A 17,806-nucleotide genomic window follows, 5' to 3' on the forward strand; every position below is an offset into this window, starting at 1 on the left:
AGATGAATCGCCGTCAGTGACGACGAGCACATCGTGTCCAGGGCCAGGCTTGGACCGTTGAAGTTGCAGTAGTACGAAATACGGTTCGCGATCGACGCCGCGCTATTGAGCATCGAAAGGTTGTTTCCCCTGGCTTGCTCTTGCGCGCCGTACAGCTGGTACTCCTCGTACATCACGCCGACGTAGACGCCGACGCTGCTGTCCTCGGCCACATTGTCCCGGGTGTAGCCCGCGTCTTCCAGCGTGGCATGCACGCATTCCAGGAACAGCCTTTCCTGCGGGTCCATCAACTCCGCTTCGCGCGGCGAGATATTGAAGAACAGCGGATCGAACAGATCGACACCCTCGATAAAGCCGCCCCACTTGCCATAGGTCTTGCCCGGCTTGGTGCGGTCCTTGTCGTAGTAGAGGCTGTAGTCCCAGCGTTCGGTGGGAATCTCGGTGATGCTGTCTTTGCCGCCACTCAGGTTGGCCCAGAATTGCTCAAGGTTGCCCGCCTGCGGATAACGACCCGACACGCCGATGATCGCGATTTCAACGACATCACTACTTATCATCCTCCGATTGAAGCGTTCGCCATCACCGGCTTGGCCGCTCATGTCCTGGAGACTGCGATGGCTCACACCAAAGCGAGGACGACGGCTCGTCATCACGGAAATGACAGATGATTCTTCATCACGTGATGGTGGTGCTTCCGGAACATCGCGCAGCGTTTCGCCCAACACCTCGCTCAAGTGGGCGCGGTGACTCTCCAGAAAATAATCAGCCAGCGCCGCAATGGTCTGGTACTCGAAAAGCAATGTCTTGGACAGTGGGCCGAACACTTGCTCCAAGGTTCGGGTCAAATCCATCACCAGGATCGAGTCGATGCCATAGGCCTCCATCTGCACCCGCGCATCGATGCTGTGAGCGGGACGTTTGAGCGTGCCCGACAACAATCGAACGAAATAGCGTATGGCTTTTTCTTGCAGCTCGTCAGACGGTGCATTCGATGCCGCATGCTCGAGTTTGGCCACTACGGCGATGGGCTTCGCCACAACAGACAAGCCGGACTTAAAACGATGTATCACGCCCTCGGCCACCAGCACCTGAGGTAGATCGCTCGCCACGGCCTGCACCAGAGCAGCACGACCACTGGCATCGCGTAGAGGAATCAATCCGCTCTGCTGCGTCATGCTTTGACGTGTAGCGGTATCAACCTGCATGCCGCCCTCTTCCCACAGCGGCCAGTTCACCGACAGCGTGCGCCCATGGCGTAGCCCTTGCGCCACCAATTCAGCACGGTGGTGTGCAAACGCATCCATGAAAGCATTGGCCGCCGCATAGTCGGCCTGACCTACGTTGCCAAGCGCGCCTGATGTGGACGAGAAGCAGATGAAACAATCCAGTGCCATGTCGCGACTGGCCTCATCCAGATTCAGTGTGCCGGCCACTTTGGCGCTGAGTACCTCATGCAGTTGCTGCCGTGTCTTCTTGATGATGAAGCTGTCGCGCAAGACACCAGCGCAGTGGATGATGCCGTCGAGGTTTTCAAACTCTTCCGGGATGCTTTGCACAAGATGCGTCATAGCAACCACATCGGTGACGTCGATCGCGTGGTAGCGCACCGCCGCGCCCAGTATTTCCAGTTGGCGCATGCCGGTCTGAATGTTTTCGTTCAGTGCTGTGCGCCCGGTCAGAATCAGGGTTGCACCCTTGACTTCGCGTGCGATCTCGTGAGCGAAGATCAGACCGAGGCCGCCCGCGCCGCCAGTAATCAGGTACACGCCTTGTGTTTTCCACGGCGACGCAACATCGAGCGACAATGGACGTTCGGCCCAAGCGCCCACCTTACGCACACCGGCGGCGTAACGGACGGACGCCGCCGGGCTGTCGCGGTTTTCCAATAGCGCCTGCACCACGTTCTGACCGGACTCGACGCTGATCACCTGACCAACGATGCGCGGATTTTCCAGTTGCGCCGTACGCAACATGCCGCCCAATCCCGCCATCGTCTGGTCGATGCCATGGCTTGGCACAACCAACTGGATCAGATGCCGTCCCGGTTGGCTGCTCAGTGATTGAATCTGCTCCAGCAAGGTGCCAGCGGCTGATTCATAGCGCTGCGCCAACGAGTCGCCCGTGTCGATATCAATGCATACGGCACTCAACAGCCCCGCCTGGACGTCGACTGACGTCGCACCGAGGTTTTCCGATCCACCGCATAGCAATACGAGATGTTGCGCATAGCCTGACGCGCCGCCAGCGACCGCCGGCTGTGCAGTCCAATTGAGGTGGAACAGTGCTGTGCGTACCGGCTCGCCGGATTCCGTCTGTGCAGCGGCGCGCGCGCAAAACTCGCCGAGGCGTACACAGACCAATCCGGTTTCGTTGCACAAGTCGATGTCGAATTTTTGCAGTGCATCCCCTGCCGCATTACCGGCGCTGCGCCGTATCACCGCCCACATGTTCTCGGTGCAGGGAACCAGTACCTCCAGCGATTTCAAGGCGAAGGGAAGCATCAATCCGGCTTCACCCAATCCGCCTGCATCCTCGGCTTGAAAAGCGATAGCCGCTTGCAACGCCGCATCGAGCATACTGGGATGAAGGACGTAGCCTTCTTGCAGCGATTTCAGCGAATCCGGCAGTGTGATCCGTGCCAGTGCCTGTCCCTCTCCGATGAACAGCTCACTCAAGCCACGATGGCCAGGACCATAGCTCAAGCCCATCCGGTCAAACGCGGCATAACATGCCTCCGCACTTAGCCGCGTTGGCGCATAGCGCAGACGCATCGCGGCAAGATCGTGCACCACCGCTACGTTCGACTGCGCATCCGCCACGGTAACTACCGAGCCTTGGCTATACACCGTGCCCTCGTCGCCACCCGCATCGTCATAAAGCTCGAAACTGAATTCGCCGTTGCCTTCCGGGAACAGCGCGATATGCATGTCCTTCGGTTCGGACGCGACCACGATAGGCCGCAGCCACACGATGTCTTTCAAACGGTGTTGACTCGTGCCGATGACAGCTTGCTCTGCCGCATAGCGCGCCATTTCCAGTTGTGCCGCACCCGGCAGGGTAGGCTCTCCTTGCACGACGTGGTCGGCGAGGAAAAATTCCTTCCCGGTAAAGCGACTACTGAACCGTAGCCCAGAGACGTTCGATGTATTGCGATGCACGAGCGGATGGATGGCTGCTTGCGATGAAGTCGATTCGGCTGATGGCTTCGCCTCTACCCAATGTTTTTCTTTGACGAATGGATAGGTCGGGAGTGCAAGCCGGCGGCGCTTGCCCGCCTCGTGCAAAGCGGTCCAATCAAAGGCGTGTCCTTCGACCCATTTTGCGGCGACTGCCTGGAGATCTCCGCTGACAAGCGGCGTGGTCAGCGAGCTATCACGCTCCGCCACATCGGCTGCCTGCGCCAACACCTCGGCCGAAAGCTGTCCGGTAAAAATGTCACTCGACGCGGATGATGAGGCCAGCCAGTTTTCAAGCCGTGCTTGCAGCGTTTCGAAGGAGTCGATCACCAGCGCCAGACGCGCTGCCATGGCCTGCCGTCCGACTTGCAGGGTGTAGGCCATATCCGCCAAATCGGCACGGCGAACATCAGGCGACGCAATAGCCGCAAGCAGTTGATGCACGCGTTCGCGCAGCACCGATGCCGTCTTGCCTGACAGCACAATCAGCACAGGCGACTGATCGGGTGAGGGCACAGCCGTTAGGCCGTTGCCCTCACGGGATGTCTCACCCTCAGCTTCGACATATTCCTCGACCACGACGTGGGAGTTCACGCCACCAAAGCCAAAGGAACTGACACCGGCGCGACGAGGGATGGCCTGTCCGCGTTCATCGACCAATGCCGGCCACGGCTGCGCCGTGTCGACAATAAAGAACGGGCTGTCATCCAGCGTAATGCGTGGGTTGAGCTTTTGGTAATGCACGAGCGGCGGAAAGGCCTGGTGCTGCATGCACAAAATCGTCTTGATCAAGCCCGCCACGCCAGCGACCGATTCCAAGTGACCGATATTGGTCTTGACGCTGCCGATACCGCAGGAATGTTCGTTCAATACCTCCCCACGATCGGCGGCAACGCGAGCGAACGCCATTTTCAGGCCTTCCACTTCGATCGGGTCACCCTTGGGCGTACCTGTCCCGTGCGCCTCAACATAACCGACGGTACTGACGGGCACATTCGCTTGACGCAGGGCCTCGGCGATCACGTTCGATTGTGCGGTAGATCCCGGATAGGTCACCGTGCGTGCGCGGCCACCGTGATTCACAGCCGTGCCGCGCAATACTGCGGCAATTCGGTCTTTGTCCCGAATCGCCTTATCGAGTGGTTTGATCAAGACCATGGCCGCGCCTTCACCTCTGACATAGCCGTTGGCGCGCTCGTCAAAGCTCTTGCAACTGCCGTCCGGCGACAACATGCCGGTCTTGGAAAATGAAATGAAATGGGTGGGGCTGCACAACACGCTCACCCCGCCCACCAGGGCGTAGTCGCACTCGCCGCGACGGACGGCATGGGCCGCTTTGTGCAGCGCGACCAACGAGCTCGAGCATGCGGTATCGATCGGCATGCTCGGGCCATGCAAATTAAAGAAATGCGAGATCCGGTTCGGAATGAGCGCTGTATGCGTCCCGGTGGAGACATGCCCCTCGATCGCATCGAGCGCATGTCTCAGATGATCTTCATAGTCGAAATTGAACACACCGATATAGACACCGGTGTTGGTACCGCTGAATGTCTTGGGGTCGTAGCCAGCGTCCTCCATGCATGCCCAGGCCTGCTCCAGCATGATCCGCTGCTGCGGGTCCATCACCTCCGCTTCGCGTGCCGAGACACCGAAGAAATCCGAATCGAAATGCTCTACGCCATGGATAAATCCGCCCCACTTGCTGATGGACTTGTTTTTATCCCGCACATCGGCCGAATAAAAAGCATCCTTGTCCCATCTGTTTTCTGGGATCTCGCCGATGCTGGACAGACCGTTGCACAGGTTTTCCCAGAACTGGCCATAGTTGTCGGCGCCGGGAAAACGGCAAGCCATCCCGATGATGGCCATATCCTCGCTGTCGCGATGATCGACAGCAATAGGATCATTCCCTCCTTCACCAACAGATTGCGATGGGCTTTCCTGGGGCAGAATCTGACCGGCATTCATGATCGTGCATATCCTGTGGTGTGTTCTTTCGGATGCTGCTTCAACCAACCTGATGAGCTTCTAATCTCACTACCTTGAGAATTTCTGGCCTGACGCAAACGTAGCGCCTGGAAAAACGGACGTGCCATGGTGGAATGGAGCAAACGCTGCAGCTTGAAGTGCCGCGTCTGCTTGAGTGCTTGATACGTGCCACCAACGCCTTGATCGTCCGGGATCACACCATGGACGATTGAGGTTCGACGCTAATCAGGCCAGCCCATTCCAAACTGCCTTTTCAGCCATCGAGGAAACGGGCAAAGGACCGTGTCAAATGCTCCGCCGTGGCATCCATGATCTTGATCGCAATGTGATCAACGTGCCGCTTGCTCCAATGCTCCAACTCCGTCCCTTTGACCCACTGATTGAACGAGCCCAATGCCGGGCCTGTCTGGATCTGATAATTCACACGATCGTCGCCTTTGCCTTCCATGGCAATACGAGTGCTGTAGGCAAAGTACCAGCGAAACACCAATGCCATCTTGTGCTTCGCATTTGCCTCGGCTTTCGCAATTTCGTGCTCAAGATTTACCGATCTGAAATAACTTGCTGTCTCGTGCCAGATCTCATCAAATGTCTTCTTGAAGAACGTGCCTTCCAACTGCTTCCGGGTACGCGTTGGTATATCGTCCAGACTGTCGTAATGGCGATAAAGCGAGAGCAATTTATTCGCCCGCGCAGGAAAGAAGACGGACTTCTTCAACACCTGAACCTGTGCCCCCAGTTCAAACATATCCCCCGCGGGTGCATATTCGGTGTCTTGGATATCCATTTCCTGCAACATCGATTTTCCGTCCGGGCTCATACCCGCTTCCACGGTGCATTGGTTGATCGAGCCGGTCAGGATGAAATCCGCGCCAAGCAGGAATGCCGCGGCCGCCGCTTCCGGCCCGCCGATGCCGCCGGCCAACCCCATGCAAATTGGCTCCGCATAACCATACGTCCGTTGTATCTCGTCACGAAGCCGAAGTAACGGCGGCAGCATCACCGCGGCGATGCCCCCATCGGTATGACCGCCGGAGTCGGCTTCGACGCAGATGTCGTGACTGAGGGGGACTTTTTGCGACCACTCGGCCTGCTGCGGTGTTATCAGCTGTCGCTCGAGCAACTTCTGCACCATGGCGACTGGCGGCGGACTCATAAACGCCTTTGCTACTTCAGGGCGCGATACCTTGGCTACGACGCGATGGTCGCAAACGATCTTATCGTGCGAAGTAATACGCAACCCCTGCAAGCGAAACCGGATCAGCCCCGGGGTCATTTGCATGAAGGCGGCGGCCTCGACGTTCTTGATCCCGTATTTGAGATACAGAGCCACCACCGCATCTTCTTGCGCGGGGTATTCATAGTTCGCCAACAAGTTCATGCCATAGGGCTGACCGGCCGTGAGCTCGCTTTGGATGCGAACGATGTTCGCCTCAATCTTGGCGAGCGACAGACCGCCCGCGCCGAAAAAACTCAAGAAGCCCGCCTTGCCCATCTTGATCACCAAGTCGGCGGAGGCCACGCCGCGATACATCCCTCCCGCCATATAGGCGTACTTCAAACCAAAGCGCCGTTGAAACACCGCGCTGCCCAGCGCCGTCGCCGCCACCCGAAGCGGCACCTCGCTACTCGCTATTGAATCTATCTCGTGAAACGCTTCTGCTGCATTCGCCACCAAGCCGCTCGCGTTCCGCATCGTCTCGCCTTCACCGTGTATGACCTTACTTGTATCTAAGTCATCCGCAGACTGAGTAATCGACGCATCGTCAACAATCGGTGTCTCCTTGGCTCGTATCTCCAACACCATTTTCGAAAGTACGTTCGCTCCCATTTCATGGAACTCAACCTCGCCTCTCCCCATCAAATAGCGAATCGAATCCACCCACTGCACCGGAGCTGCAATTTGCCTGGCTAGCGTCTCCGCTATACGCGATCGATCGTAAGGACGTGCCGTCACATTCGCGATCACCGTGACCTCGGGTGTCGCAAAGGAGAATTGCTGCAGGAATTGGCCAAACTCGGCTTGTGCCGATTGCATGTGGCGGGAATGGAATGCTGCACTGACATTCAACATCACACAGCGCAATTCCATTCGCGCAAATAGTTCAGCCGCCGCGGCGAGTGTGTCTTTCGTGCCAGCAATCACCGTTTGTGTGGGGGTATTGAAGTTCGCGATGTCGATCTGATCAAGGTCATTGTCATTCAGCACTGCCCTGACGTCGTTGGCCGAAATGCCCAGCACCGCGGCCATCCCGCCACCGCTGGCCGCCCCCATCAGCTCTCCCCGCTTCTTGACAAGGCGTAGCCCCGTTTCGAAGGAGAACACGCCCGCCGCGAGCAAGGCGTTGTATTCACCGACGCTATGCCCAGCGAGGAAATCTGGCTGCCAATCGGTTTCAGCAGCGATCTGCAGCTCTCGCTGCCGGTAGTAATGCAGAGCATTGACCACAAACAAGGCAGGCTGGGTGTATTGCGTCTGCGACAAATGCCCTTGCAAGTTGTTCAGGCATAAATCCTCCAGCGAATAGCCCAGGATGTCCGATGCGCTTTTGACCTTTTCCGGAAAGAGTGGAAAGAGATCTTTACCCATCCCCTTAAACTGGGAGCCCTGGCCTGGAAAGATGATGGCCTTCATGTTGCGTGACTCCATGCTGCGCTTGCTCCGTGCGTGGTTGTCTTGATGGCCCGATTTCGCCGAGCCCATGTCTCGATCTATTTGCCGCGCTGGCGGCTGAGACATCGCCGTTAATTTGGTCAACCGGTCCATGTCTCCACCGAACGGCGACATGATTGGATGAATCCGGGATGGTGAATCGACCGGTAACCCATATTTCAGGAAGGTCGCCATCGTTCCACCCGGACCGACATCGATATAGCGGTAACTGTCCTGTGATTCGATCAGGCCAATAGTTTGCAAAAAGAGGATCGGATCGCGCACGGCCAACCAGAAGTGACTGGTAGGCAAGGAGTGCCACAGCTTGCCGGTAGCGCAACAAGCGATGGGAACATTGCCATGCCGAAGTTGAAGCGTGCGCAGGGATCGCTGATGAGGCTGCTCAGCGGCGTCAATCCAGCGTGAATGAAAGGCGAACTTGACGGCGAGTCGCTGGAACGCCATGCCATGTTGGCGGAGATAGGATTCCACCACTGCCACGTTCGGTTCCGGTAACGAGATCACCAAATGGGTAGCAAAGTTGCGCACTCCAAGCTCACAGAGCGCGAGCAATTCAGGTGTGAGATAGCGCTCCGGTTCACCCATCACCGCGATCATGCATCCAGGTTCGCAATGCGCTTCCAGCGCAATCGCCTGCTCGATCACTGTGAGCAACGCGTCATCCGAATCGATGCAACCTGCCACGACAGCCGCTGCGAATGTACCCAGGCTCGCGCCAAGAACCATGTCGGGTTGCACGCCAGCGTCGATCAGCGACTTCGCCAGCGCATATTCCACCATGAAGATCGCGGGGTGACTGTGCAAAAGGCGAGTGAAAGGGATCTCTCTGTTGTTGCGTTCTGCAAACAGCGTGGTCAATACCGATTCGCCGCAACGTTCACGCAACACGCGATCCGCGTGTTGCATGGTGGCCCGAAAGCACGCATCGCGCTCAAATAGCTCCCGGCCCATTTGAAAATGGTGTGAGCCCTGTCCTGAAAAAAGAAATACGGTTTTCATTTGCGCATACGCGAAGAGATCCCATGGCTCGTGCGTGCCATGCAGCACACAGATGCCGGGCCATCATTCCGCCTTGAAATCACGCGACCCGCCCCTGCATAAATGAATTGGCGAATTGAAAATATATGACGGACCTTGCAAACAGCCGCCTGAGGCGTGCATGCAAACTGGCGCATGACGTGCAAAAACACGCGCAAAGGAACATCCGATGCTCATCTAGTAGCATGTCAATTACCCAGGATAAGATGCCGTTGTTTTATTTCATTTCGCCGCTCGCAACGCGGCTAATTGGACTGGCTGGACTCCATCCGCACACGCAGCGAAAGTGGGCGCATATCGGTCCATACGTCGCGAACGAATTCAAGACAGGATTCTTTTGAACCCTGCTTGCCTGCTTTCTCCCACCCTTGTGGCACGGCCTTATTCATTGGCCAAATCGAATATTGCCCATCTTGGTTTACAACCACTTCATACATCGCTTCTGACTGACTCGAGCTGATGGACATGAATGTTCCCCCGCAAAAAGAAAAGTGCGATCGTCGTTACATTTCGACTAACGATTAACGCTCACAGCATGAAAAAGATGACTCGTACAAAGCGTTGGTTGCGGACCGACCAACCCATGCGATTTGGGATTTAACTTAATTCACCCAGAGTTGTTCCTTACTCCATATGACGTCCACGATCTCGGTGCGTAAGTCGCGAAACTGACGCCGAGCGACGACAATACATATCGAGTGGCGGAGGGATCCTGGATATAGGGCGACTTGGAATGCCGGATACACTTCATTTCGCCGAGACGTTGACGCGTTCGAAGGAATGTCCCGTCTTGTTCGCTTGAGTCGCAGCTCACCCCGCCACGTGCCATTGCTGCGTGGCCCGACCCGGAGCACAACTTGCCATCCGTGCAACGCCGGAAACGAACTGACTGTCCGCGTTTCCGCTGCACCGAGCGTGACAATCCTGAAGCTGCCGACGAATTAACACCCACCTTCTCCATGTGTTGCTCCAACCCGAACCCCTGGCTCAGCAGCACTCATCGCCTCGTGAGCTAATGAGTGTGTTTATTCCTTCATCTTCCCCAACACATGTTGCTTCGACCGACGCTTGCATCCGTCCAATCCAATGCAATTTCGTCTATCGCCAAACCTTCTGACATGAGGCGATCATGCGTTGGGTTGTCGACCGAGTCTTGAATCTATCATAGGGAAGTGCAACTCGCTGAGACTGCTGGAAAGCATTTCCGATGCGATGAAGACTCAGAAAACGTGAGAACTCACGCTTCAAATTCTTCACCAGCTCAATCGGCTCGGTCAGAATTTCCTCGTTGCAACCATCAAACTCGACCGCACCTAAGTGAGTCACCAGTGGCACGACAAATTCTTGAACGGCACTTTACACGCGTCTGCCAACGTTTCGAGCAAGGAGCGGCTGTGATTCATCAGCGAGATACTGCATCGATCTTTGCGCTGATTGAAGTGCCGCGAGAAAATACTTGACGCAAGTAATTTCGCTAGCAAAGCGCAATTCCAACCGTTTCAGGCAACCTCGTGCGCATGCTTGGCAGCTATCGCAAAATCGCCGCGCACGTGGCGATACTTATGAGCACCGTCGTACCGAATAGTGGACGGAGCGATCGTGTTCCATCCGCATGTATCTTCTCCGCTTGCACGGCAATCCCCTAGCGTGACGGGAAGCCCAACCTGGCGTGCATGTCTACACGCAGCGCGTGGTGATCGCTGCCGAAAGGCTAGGTCATTGCCGAACATCCCGCACTTCGATCGCGAACACGCCAGCAGCTACACGATCTACGACTAACGGCATTACTTGTGTGCGGTGCAATGCAAGCCGGTTATCCTGCGCAACGCTGCACCGTTCGCCTCATTGCCCGAGAGCTTCAAAAGTCATCTTGCTCAAGCAGCCGGGCAGCAACCGTGAGATGGTCGAGATTCTTGTCTTGATGTTGCATCACGACGAGTCCGCCGTTGCTCACAGTAGAAGCATTACCACCACACCAGGCACCAAAGTATCCAGTGCCAGTGAGATCGTCACCCGATCATCGTCCACCAGCAGGTCAACCAAGCGCAGCGAAGCCGGGTAGCTCAGCACAGGTTCGCTTTCGGCCAAGCAAACGTCTATTGAGCCCAGATCGTCGCTCAGTCCCTGGCCAGTCGCCTTCAGTACGGCTTCCTTCCGCGTCCAGCACCGCTTGAACAATGCCAGCTGCCGGTCAGGGGCCGCCTGGTCGATGCTTTGGCGTTCGGCTGGGTGGGTCGTGATAGCCAGCAAATCGCGATAATCCTGCAGGTGCTCGAAGGTTTCAACGTCTATACCGATTAGTGCACTCCGACTGATGGCGCAGGCAACCCAACTACCCGAGTGGGACAAATTGTAGGACGGGCAACCGGGCAGGAATGGCTTGCCATGGCGACCAAGTGAGAAGGCTGACGGCAGCGAAACGCCCATCGGACGAACAAGATGGTGGATGATCGTACGGCCCAGGACGAAGTTGTGGCGATCACGGGCTCGTCGAAAGCGCTCAGCGCGCTGATGATCCTCATCCGCAAGCAGGCGTTCGTCGGCAAATACACTCGCCTCGTACAGGATCACCACGAACGCGAGCCCCTGCGCCAGCGCCTGGTCGCAGGCCCGTCGGGCGTCCTGCCACAACCCGACGCGCACGGTGTTGACAGTAGTGAATATCCTGAATGTCGTGTCGCTTGCCTGAGCGGTATCGAGTTTACTCATGATATGGATATCGTGAAGCCCGCTCACCGAAAGCAGGCAATGAATAGCATGAAGCGAAATCTGTAATCAGCCCTTGCCGTTGCATATCCCTCAGACGGAAATGTGCCATTGGACATCACGTTACTGATCCGACAGTCGAAAATTTGAGGCAGTCGTTTCGCACGCTGATGGAACTCGCTCAACTCGCAACATCGACGAATTCAAACTGCACTATTTGCGGCTTGATTTCCATAAGCGAGAAATTACGTCGCAACTCATTAATTCGAATGTCGAAATATATTGCAGAACAGTCAAACGACGCCGATTTGAAGTGCATCCTCTGCAAAATGCGGCTGCTGGAATAAAAGCGCAATGGACGATGCCGCCTCGCGACCGTCGTAAACCGCGCGAACCACCAGATCCGCGCCGCGCATATTGTCGCCACCGGCAAACACTTTCGGGTGGCTCGTCTGGAACGGCAGCCGGCCGTCGTGCCCTGCAAGAATGCGGCCACTGCGATCGCGTTCGATGCCGTATGCATCGCACCACGCCGGCGGGCTGGCGCGGAAGCCGAAAGCCTGAATCACCACGTCGGCGGGCAGCTCCTTCTCGCTGCCTTCGACGTTGCGCAACCGCACGCCACCCTTGCCATCGTCGACCAGCTCGGTAGTGACGACCTGCACCGCGCGCACTTTATTGTCGTCGCCTATAAGAGCTGTCGGCTGGCGATTGAACAGGAATTGCACACCTTCGTCACGGCTCGATCCGACCTCGCGACGCGAACCGGGCATGCTCATTTCATCGCGGCGATAAACGCAAGTCACTGAGGCTGCACCCAGACGTATCGCGGTGCGGTTGCAATCCATGCCGGTATCGCCACCGCCAAGCACCACGACATGCTTGCCATTGAGATCCAGTGCGGCTGGTACCGGCTGCTCATCGATCAGGCGGTCGACGTTGGCGATCAAGAACGGCAGTGCGTAGTGCACGCCATCGAGTTCCGCTCCCGGCAGCTGGCCATCCACGAAGGTGTAGGCACCGGTACCGACGAAAACCGCATCGTAGTCGGCGAGCAATTGCTCGAACGCGATATCGCGGCCGATCTCCACACCAAGATGGAATTGCACGCCCATGCCCTCGAGCACATCGCGACGCGTGCGCACCACGCCCTTGTCGAGCTTGAACGGAGGGATGCCGAACGTGAGCAGGCCGCCGATTTCGCGTTGACGATCGAACACGTCCGCGGCGATACCCGCGCGACGCAGGCGATCGGCGCAGGCCAGGCCCGCCGGGCCGGCACCGACCACCGCCACGCGTCGGCCGCTCTCGACCACGTGCGACATATCAGGCCGCCAGCCCTGGCGGAACGCCTCATCGGTGATCGAACGCTCAATGCTGCCGATGGTGACCGCACCGAAGTCGCCCTGCTCCAGGGTGCAGGCACCTTCGCATAGACGATCCTGCGGGCATACACGACCGCAGATTTCCGGCAGCGGATTGGTTTCGTGCATCAAGGTGGCCGCTTCGAACAGCCGACCTTCCTCAACGAGCTTGAGCCAGTTCGGAATGTAGTTGTGTACCGGGCAGGCGTTTTCGCAATACGGGTTGCCGCAGTCGATGCAGCGTCCGGCCTGCGTGCTGGCGTCGGTCGAGGCGAAGTCGCCGCTGATCTCGCCGTAGCCGAGCACACGGATGGCCACGGGTACGGTGCGCGGCGGCTGTCGCGGCAGATCCATGAAACGGAATAGCTTGTGGCTCACGCGGCTCTCCGCAGTTCGTCGGCCAGGGCAGCAAGACTGGCGGCTTTGGGTTTGACCAGCCAGAAACGCTGCAACACCCCGCGAAAATCAACCAGCAAATGTCTGGCCCAGGCACTGCCGGTATGTTCGGCATGCTGCGCAATCAGACCACGCAGATGCTGCATGTAATGCTCCATGCCCTCGGGCGAAATACGCACGATGTCGACCAGCTCGTGGTTGTAGCAATCGACGAAGGTACGCTGTAGATCGAGGACGTAGGCGAAGCCGCCAGTCATACCCGCGCCGAAATTCAGGCCACAGGCACCGAGCACAGCAACGACGCCGCCGGTCATGTATTCGCAGCAGTGGTCGCCAGCGCCTTCGATCACCGCCAGCGCACCGGAGTTGCGCACACCGAAGCGTTCGCCCGCACGTCCCGCCGCAAACAGTTCGCCGCCGGTGGCACCGTACAGGCAGGTGTTGCCGAGGATCGATGCATCCTGGCTGGCGAAGGGCGACTCCGGTGGCGGCCGCACGATGATGCGTCCACCGGTCATGCCCTTGCCGACGCCGTCGTTCGCTTCGCCCGTGAGTTCGATCTGCACGCCACCGGCATTCCACGCGCCGAGGCTCTGGCCCGCTGCGCCATCGAGCTTCAAGATGATCGGCGTCGCGTCCATGCCGTGATCGCCATACAGGCGAGCGATGTCGCCAGACAATCTCGCACCGATCGCGCGATCGGTATTGGCAATGGCGTAATTGAAGGTCGCGCTCTGTCCGCTGGTCACCGCCTCGTCCGCGTCGGCGCTGATGCGCGAGGCCAGTGCGGCCGGATCACGCATCGGATTGCGCGCCATCACGCAGGCGCTGTCGACATCGACGCCGAGTCCGTCATTGGAAATCAGCGGCGACAGATCGAGCTGGCGCTGCACCGCCGTGCTGCCTTCGGCCTGGGTCAGCAAATCGCTGCGGCCAACCAGCTCACCAAGGCTGCGCACGCCGAGCGCAGCCATGTGCAGGCGCACGTCTTCGGCGACGAAGCGGAAGTAGTTCATCACCATCTGCGGCAGGCCGATGAAGTGATCCTTACGCAGCCGCTCGTTCTGCGTGGCCACGCCGGTGGCGCAATTGTTGAGATGGCAGATGCGCAGATATTTGCAGCCCAGCGCGACCATCGGGCCGGTGCCGAAGCCGTAGCTCTCGGCGCCCAGCATCGCCGCCTTGATCACGTCGAGGCCGGTCTTCAGGCCGCCGTCGGTCTGCAAGCGCACGCGACCGCGTAGGCCGTTACGGCGCAGCGTCTGCTGCACTTCGGCCATGCCAAGCTCCCAAGGCGTCCCGGCGTACTTGATCGAGGTGAGCGGGCTGGCGCCGGTGCCGCCGTCGTGGCCGGAGATGGTGATCAAATCCGCGCCGGCTTTCACCACACCGGCGGCGACGGTACCAACACCCGCGTGCGACACCAGCTTTACCGAGATCAGCGCAGTCGGATTCACTTCCTTCAGATCGTGGATCAGCTGGGCCAGATCCTCGATCGAATAGATGTCGTGATGCGGCGGCGGCGAAATCAGGCCGATGCCCGGCTTGGCGAAACGCAGCCGCGCAATGGTCTCGTCGACCTTGTGGCCCGGCAGCTGACCGCCTTCGCCGGGCTTGGCGCCCTGCGCGATCTTGATCTGCAGCACTTCGGCATTGATCAGATAGGTCGGCGTGACGCCGAAACGACCCGACGCCACCTGCTTGATCTTCGACATGCGCTCGGTGCCATAGCGCGCGGGATCTTCACCACCTTCGCCGGAATTGCTGCGACCGCCGAGGCGATTCATCGCCGTGGCGAGCGCCTCGTGCGCTTCGGGCGACAGCGCGCCGAGTGACATGCCGGCGGAATCGAAACGTTTGAGTATCGCCTCGACCGGCTCGACCTCGTCCAGCGGAATCGGCTCACCAATACCGTGCGGCAATAACAGGTCACGCAACGCCGATGGCGGTCGTGAATCGACTTGCTGCGCGTAGCGGCGATAGTCGGCCATTTCGCCCGTGCGCACCGCGTGCTGCAAGGTATCGATCACGTCGGGGTTGTACATGTGGTACTCGCCGCCATAGACGAACTTGTACAGGCCGCCGGCGTGCAGCGGCTTGGCCTCGTTCCATGCTTCGGCCGCGAGCAGGCGCTGATCGTTCTGCAGTTCGGCAAAACCCGCGCCGCCGACGCGTGACGGCGTGCCGGGGAAGCACAGCGCCACCACTTCCGGCGCCAGCCCGATGATTTCGAACAGCTGCGCACCGCGATAACCGGCGACAGTGGAAATGCCCATCTTCGAAAGAATCTTCAGCAGGCCTTTGCGAATGCCGCGCCGATAGCTGCGACCGATCTCACGCTGGTTGCTGTCGCCGCGATGGATGTGCCCATCACGACCGAGCTCGAACAGACTCTGATACGCCAGCCATGGATAGATGGCGGTCGCGCCGAAACCGATCAGGCAGGCGAATTGATGCGCGTCGCGCGCCGTGGCCGTCTCCACCAGCAGATTGCATTGGCAGCGCAGGCCGCTCTCCGTCAGGTGCGCGTGGATCGCTCCCACCGCGAGCAGCGCATGCGCCGGGAGGGTCTTTTTGTTCGGGTAGCGATCGGTGATGAAGACCATGCCGGCGCCAGCGCGCACGCCCTCTTCGGCCTCACGACAAAACCGCCGCAGCGCCGCTTCGAGCCCTTCACTGACCGGATAGCAAAGGTCGACCTGTACGGTGCCTTTGACATACTGCGGCAACGCCAGAATCTGGCGCAGTTTGCGCTGCGAACAGATCGGCGAATTGAGCAAAATCTGCTTGGCGTTTTTTGCCGACAGCTCGAAGATGTTGCCCTCAGCGCCGATCTGCGTCATCAGCGACATCACCAGTAGCTCGCGCAGCGGATCGATCGGCGGATTGGTGACCTGCGCAAAGCCTTCGCGGAAGCGGTCGAATAGCGGCCGCACCTGACGCGACATCGCTGCCACCGGCGTGTCGTCACCCATCGAGCCGGTTGGCTCGGCCTCGGTTTCGGCCAGCACCTTGAGCACGGTTTCGCGTTCTTCGCGGCTGAGCCCGTAGAGCTTCTGCCAGCGATGCAGTTCGTTGGCTGGCAGCGGTTCGGCCGCCAGGCTGGGATCGATCAGATCGGATTCGAGATACGTGATGCCCTCGCGCAACCACTGCTGGAACGGCGCGCGTTTGCGGTTGATCGCGTCGATGTCGGCATCGAACAATAATTTGCCAGCGCGAAAATCAACCGCCAGCATCTGGCCGGGCCCGAGCCGACCCTTGCCGACGACTTTGGACGCGGACACATCCCAAAGGCCAGCCTCGGACGCGACGATCAGATGGTTGTCGTCCGACAACGCCCAGCGCGCTGGACGCAGGCCGTTGCGATCGAGCGCACAGGCAGCGTAATGGCTGCCGCACATCACCAGGCCGGCAGGGCCGTCCCATGGCTCCATGTGCAGCGCGTAGTACTCGTAGAAGGCGGCCAGATCCTCGTCCATATCCTCGCGCGCCGCGTAGGCGGGCGGCACCAGCACGCGCATCGCAGTGAGCATGTCGAGACCACCGGCCAGCAGCACTTCCAAGGCGTTGTCCAGGCTCTCGGAATCCGAGCCGGTCTGTCGCACCAGCGGGCCGATATCGCTCAGATCGACCAGCGGCGAATGCAGGATCGCTTCGCGCGCCTGCATCCAGCGGCGGTTGCCCCGAATCGTGTTGATCTCGCCGTTGTGCGCGAGCAAACGGAAGGGCTGCGCCAGCCGCCACTGTGGCGAGGTATTGGTGGAAAAGCGCTGGTGGAATACCACCGCGTCACTCACCAGTGCGGGGTGACGCAGATCGTCAAAGACGTCACGCAGGCGGCCAGGGGCAGCCATCGCCTTGTAACCAATGACATGCGAGGAGAGCGTCACCACATAAAACTGCGCATCTTCCGCCAAAGCGGTCTCGGCACGACGCCGGGCGCGGAACAGCGCGCGCTCGAACTTCTCATCGTCCATGCCATCGCCAACGTTGACGAAGACTTGGTGCATGCGCGGACAGCTCGAAAAAGCCATCGGGCCGCAGGCGTCAGCGTTCACTGTCAGCTCGCGCCAGCCAGCCACGCTCAGTCCTTCTTCCACGATGTATTGCTCAAGCACCGCCGTAGCGTTGCTACCCGCCGGATCGAGAAACACCAGGCCAGCGGCAAAACGTTCGGCAACGGGAATATCCGCTTCCTTCGCCAATGCGCGCAGCCACGGCGCGGGAGTGTGAATCAATACGCCGCAACCATCGCCGCTGATGCCATCGGCATTGACGCCACCACGATGCGAAAGCTTGGCCAGTGCTTCGAACGCCGTATCGACCACCCACGCACTGGCGTGGCCGTCGATCTGCGCGACCAAACCAAACCCGCAGCTGTCGTGTTCGAAAGCCGGGTCATACAACGTGGTAATAACTGACTGCGCCATCGGGCCTCCGCGGCAGATGGAATGACTGAG

The 17,806-nt window shown here is 58.9% G+C and carries 6 protein-coding genes and 1 pseudogene; 1 reads left to right on the forward strand and 6 read right to left on the reverse strand.

The genetic code is table 11. The annotated features are described in order from the left end of the window. From HDE80_RS18450 to HDE80_RS18460, 3 genes are all read right to left on the reverse strand, one after another. On the reverse strand, positions 1-5,144 hold a 5,144-nt coding region (locus HDE80_RS18450; protein WP_184673323.1), incomplete at its 3' end, for an SDR family NAD(P)-dependent oxidoreductase. A 274-nt stretch (positions 5,145-5,418) separates the two neighbouring features. Continuing rightward, positions 5,419-8,838 (reverse strand): ACP S-malonyltransferase, encoded by a 3,420-nt coding sequence (gene fabD, locus HDE80_RS18455; protein ID WP_184673325.1) that lies wholly within the window; start codon positions 8,836-8,838, stop codon positions 5,419-5,421. A gap of 284 nt (positions 8,839-9,122) precedes the next feature. Then, positions 9,123-9,344 carry an MbtH family NRPS accessory protein gene (locus HDE80_RS18460; RefSeq protein WP_184673328.1) on the reverse strand — a complete coding sequence of 74 codons (222 nt, stop codon included), beginning with the start codon at positions 9,342-9,344 and terminating at the stop codon, positions 9,123-9,125. Between the two features lie 1,297 nt (positions 9,345-10,641). On the opposite strand from HDE80_RS18460, the pseudogene HDE80_RS22270 reads away from it, so the two are divergent. Further along, a pseudogene (locus tag HDE80_RS22270) lies at positions 10,642-10,825 on the forward strand (IS21 family transposase); the annotation flags it as partial. A gap of 2 nt (positions 10,826-10,827) precedes the next feature. Here the strand turns inward: HDE80_RS22270 and HDE80_RS18465 are convergent. The 3 genes from HDE80_RS18465 to gltB all read right to left on the reverse strand — a co-directional run bounded on the left by HDE80_RS18465 (position 10,828) and on the right by gltB (position 17,776). Then, entirely contained in the window at positions 10,828-11,586 is a 759-nt protein-coding gene (locus HDE80_RS18465; protein WP_184673330.1) for a 4'-phosphopantetheinyl transferase superfamily protein, read from the reverse strand. A 290-nt stretch (positions 11,587-11,876) separates the two neighbouring features. Further along, entirely contained in the window at positions 11,877-13,325 is a 1,449-nt protein-coding gene (locus tag HDE80_RS18470; protein WP_184673332.1) for a glutamate synthase subunit beta, read from the reverse strand. Continuing rightward, positions 13,322-17,776 (reverse strand): glutamate synthase large subunit, encoded by a 4,455-nt coding sequence (gene gltB / locus HDE80_RS18475; RefSeq protein WP_184673334.1) that lies wholly within the window; start codon positions 17,774-17,776, stop codon positions 13,322-13,324. Before gltB ends, HDE80_RS18470 begins: the two co-directional genes overlap by 4 nt. Positions 17,777-17,806 lie beyond the last annotated feature (30 nt).

It is taken from the genome of Rhodanobacter sp. A1T4 (assembly GCF_014207185.1).
Lineage (GTDB): Bacteria > Pseudomonadota > Gammaproteobacteria > Xanthomonadales > Rhodanobacteraceae > Rhodanobacter.

Bases quoted from the DNA above. Each gene is read 5' to 3' on its own strand.
- HDE80_RS18460 (WP_184673328.1), bottom strand. From the start codon at position 9,344: ATGTCCATCAGCTCGAGTCAGTCAGAAGCGATGTATGAAGTGGTTGTA.
- HDE80_RS18465 (WP_184673330.1), bottom strand. From the start codon at position 11,586: ATGAGTAAACTCGATACCGCTCAGGCAAGCGACACGACATTCAGGATA.
- gltB (WP_184673334.1), bottom strand. From the start codon at position 17,776: ATGGCGCAGTCAGTTATTACCACGTTGTATGACCCGGCTTTCGAACAC.
- fabD (WP_184673325.1), bottom strand. From the start codon at position 8,838: ATGAAAACCGTATTTCTTTTTTCAGGACAGGGCTCACACCATTTTCAA.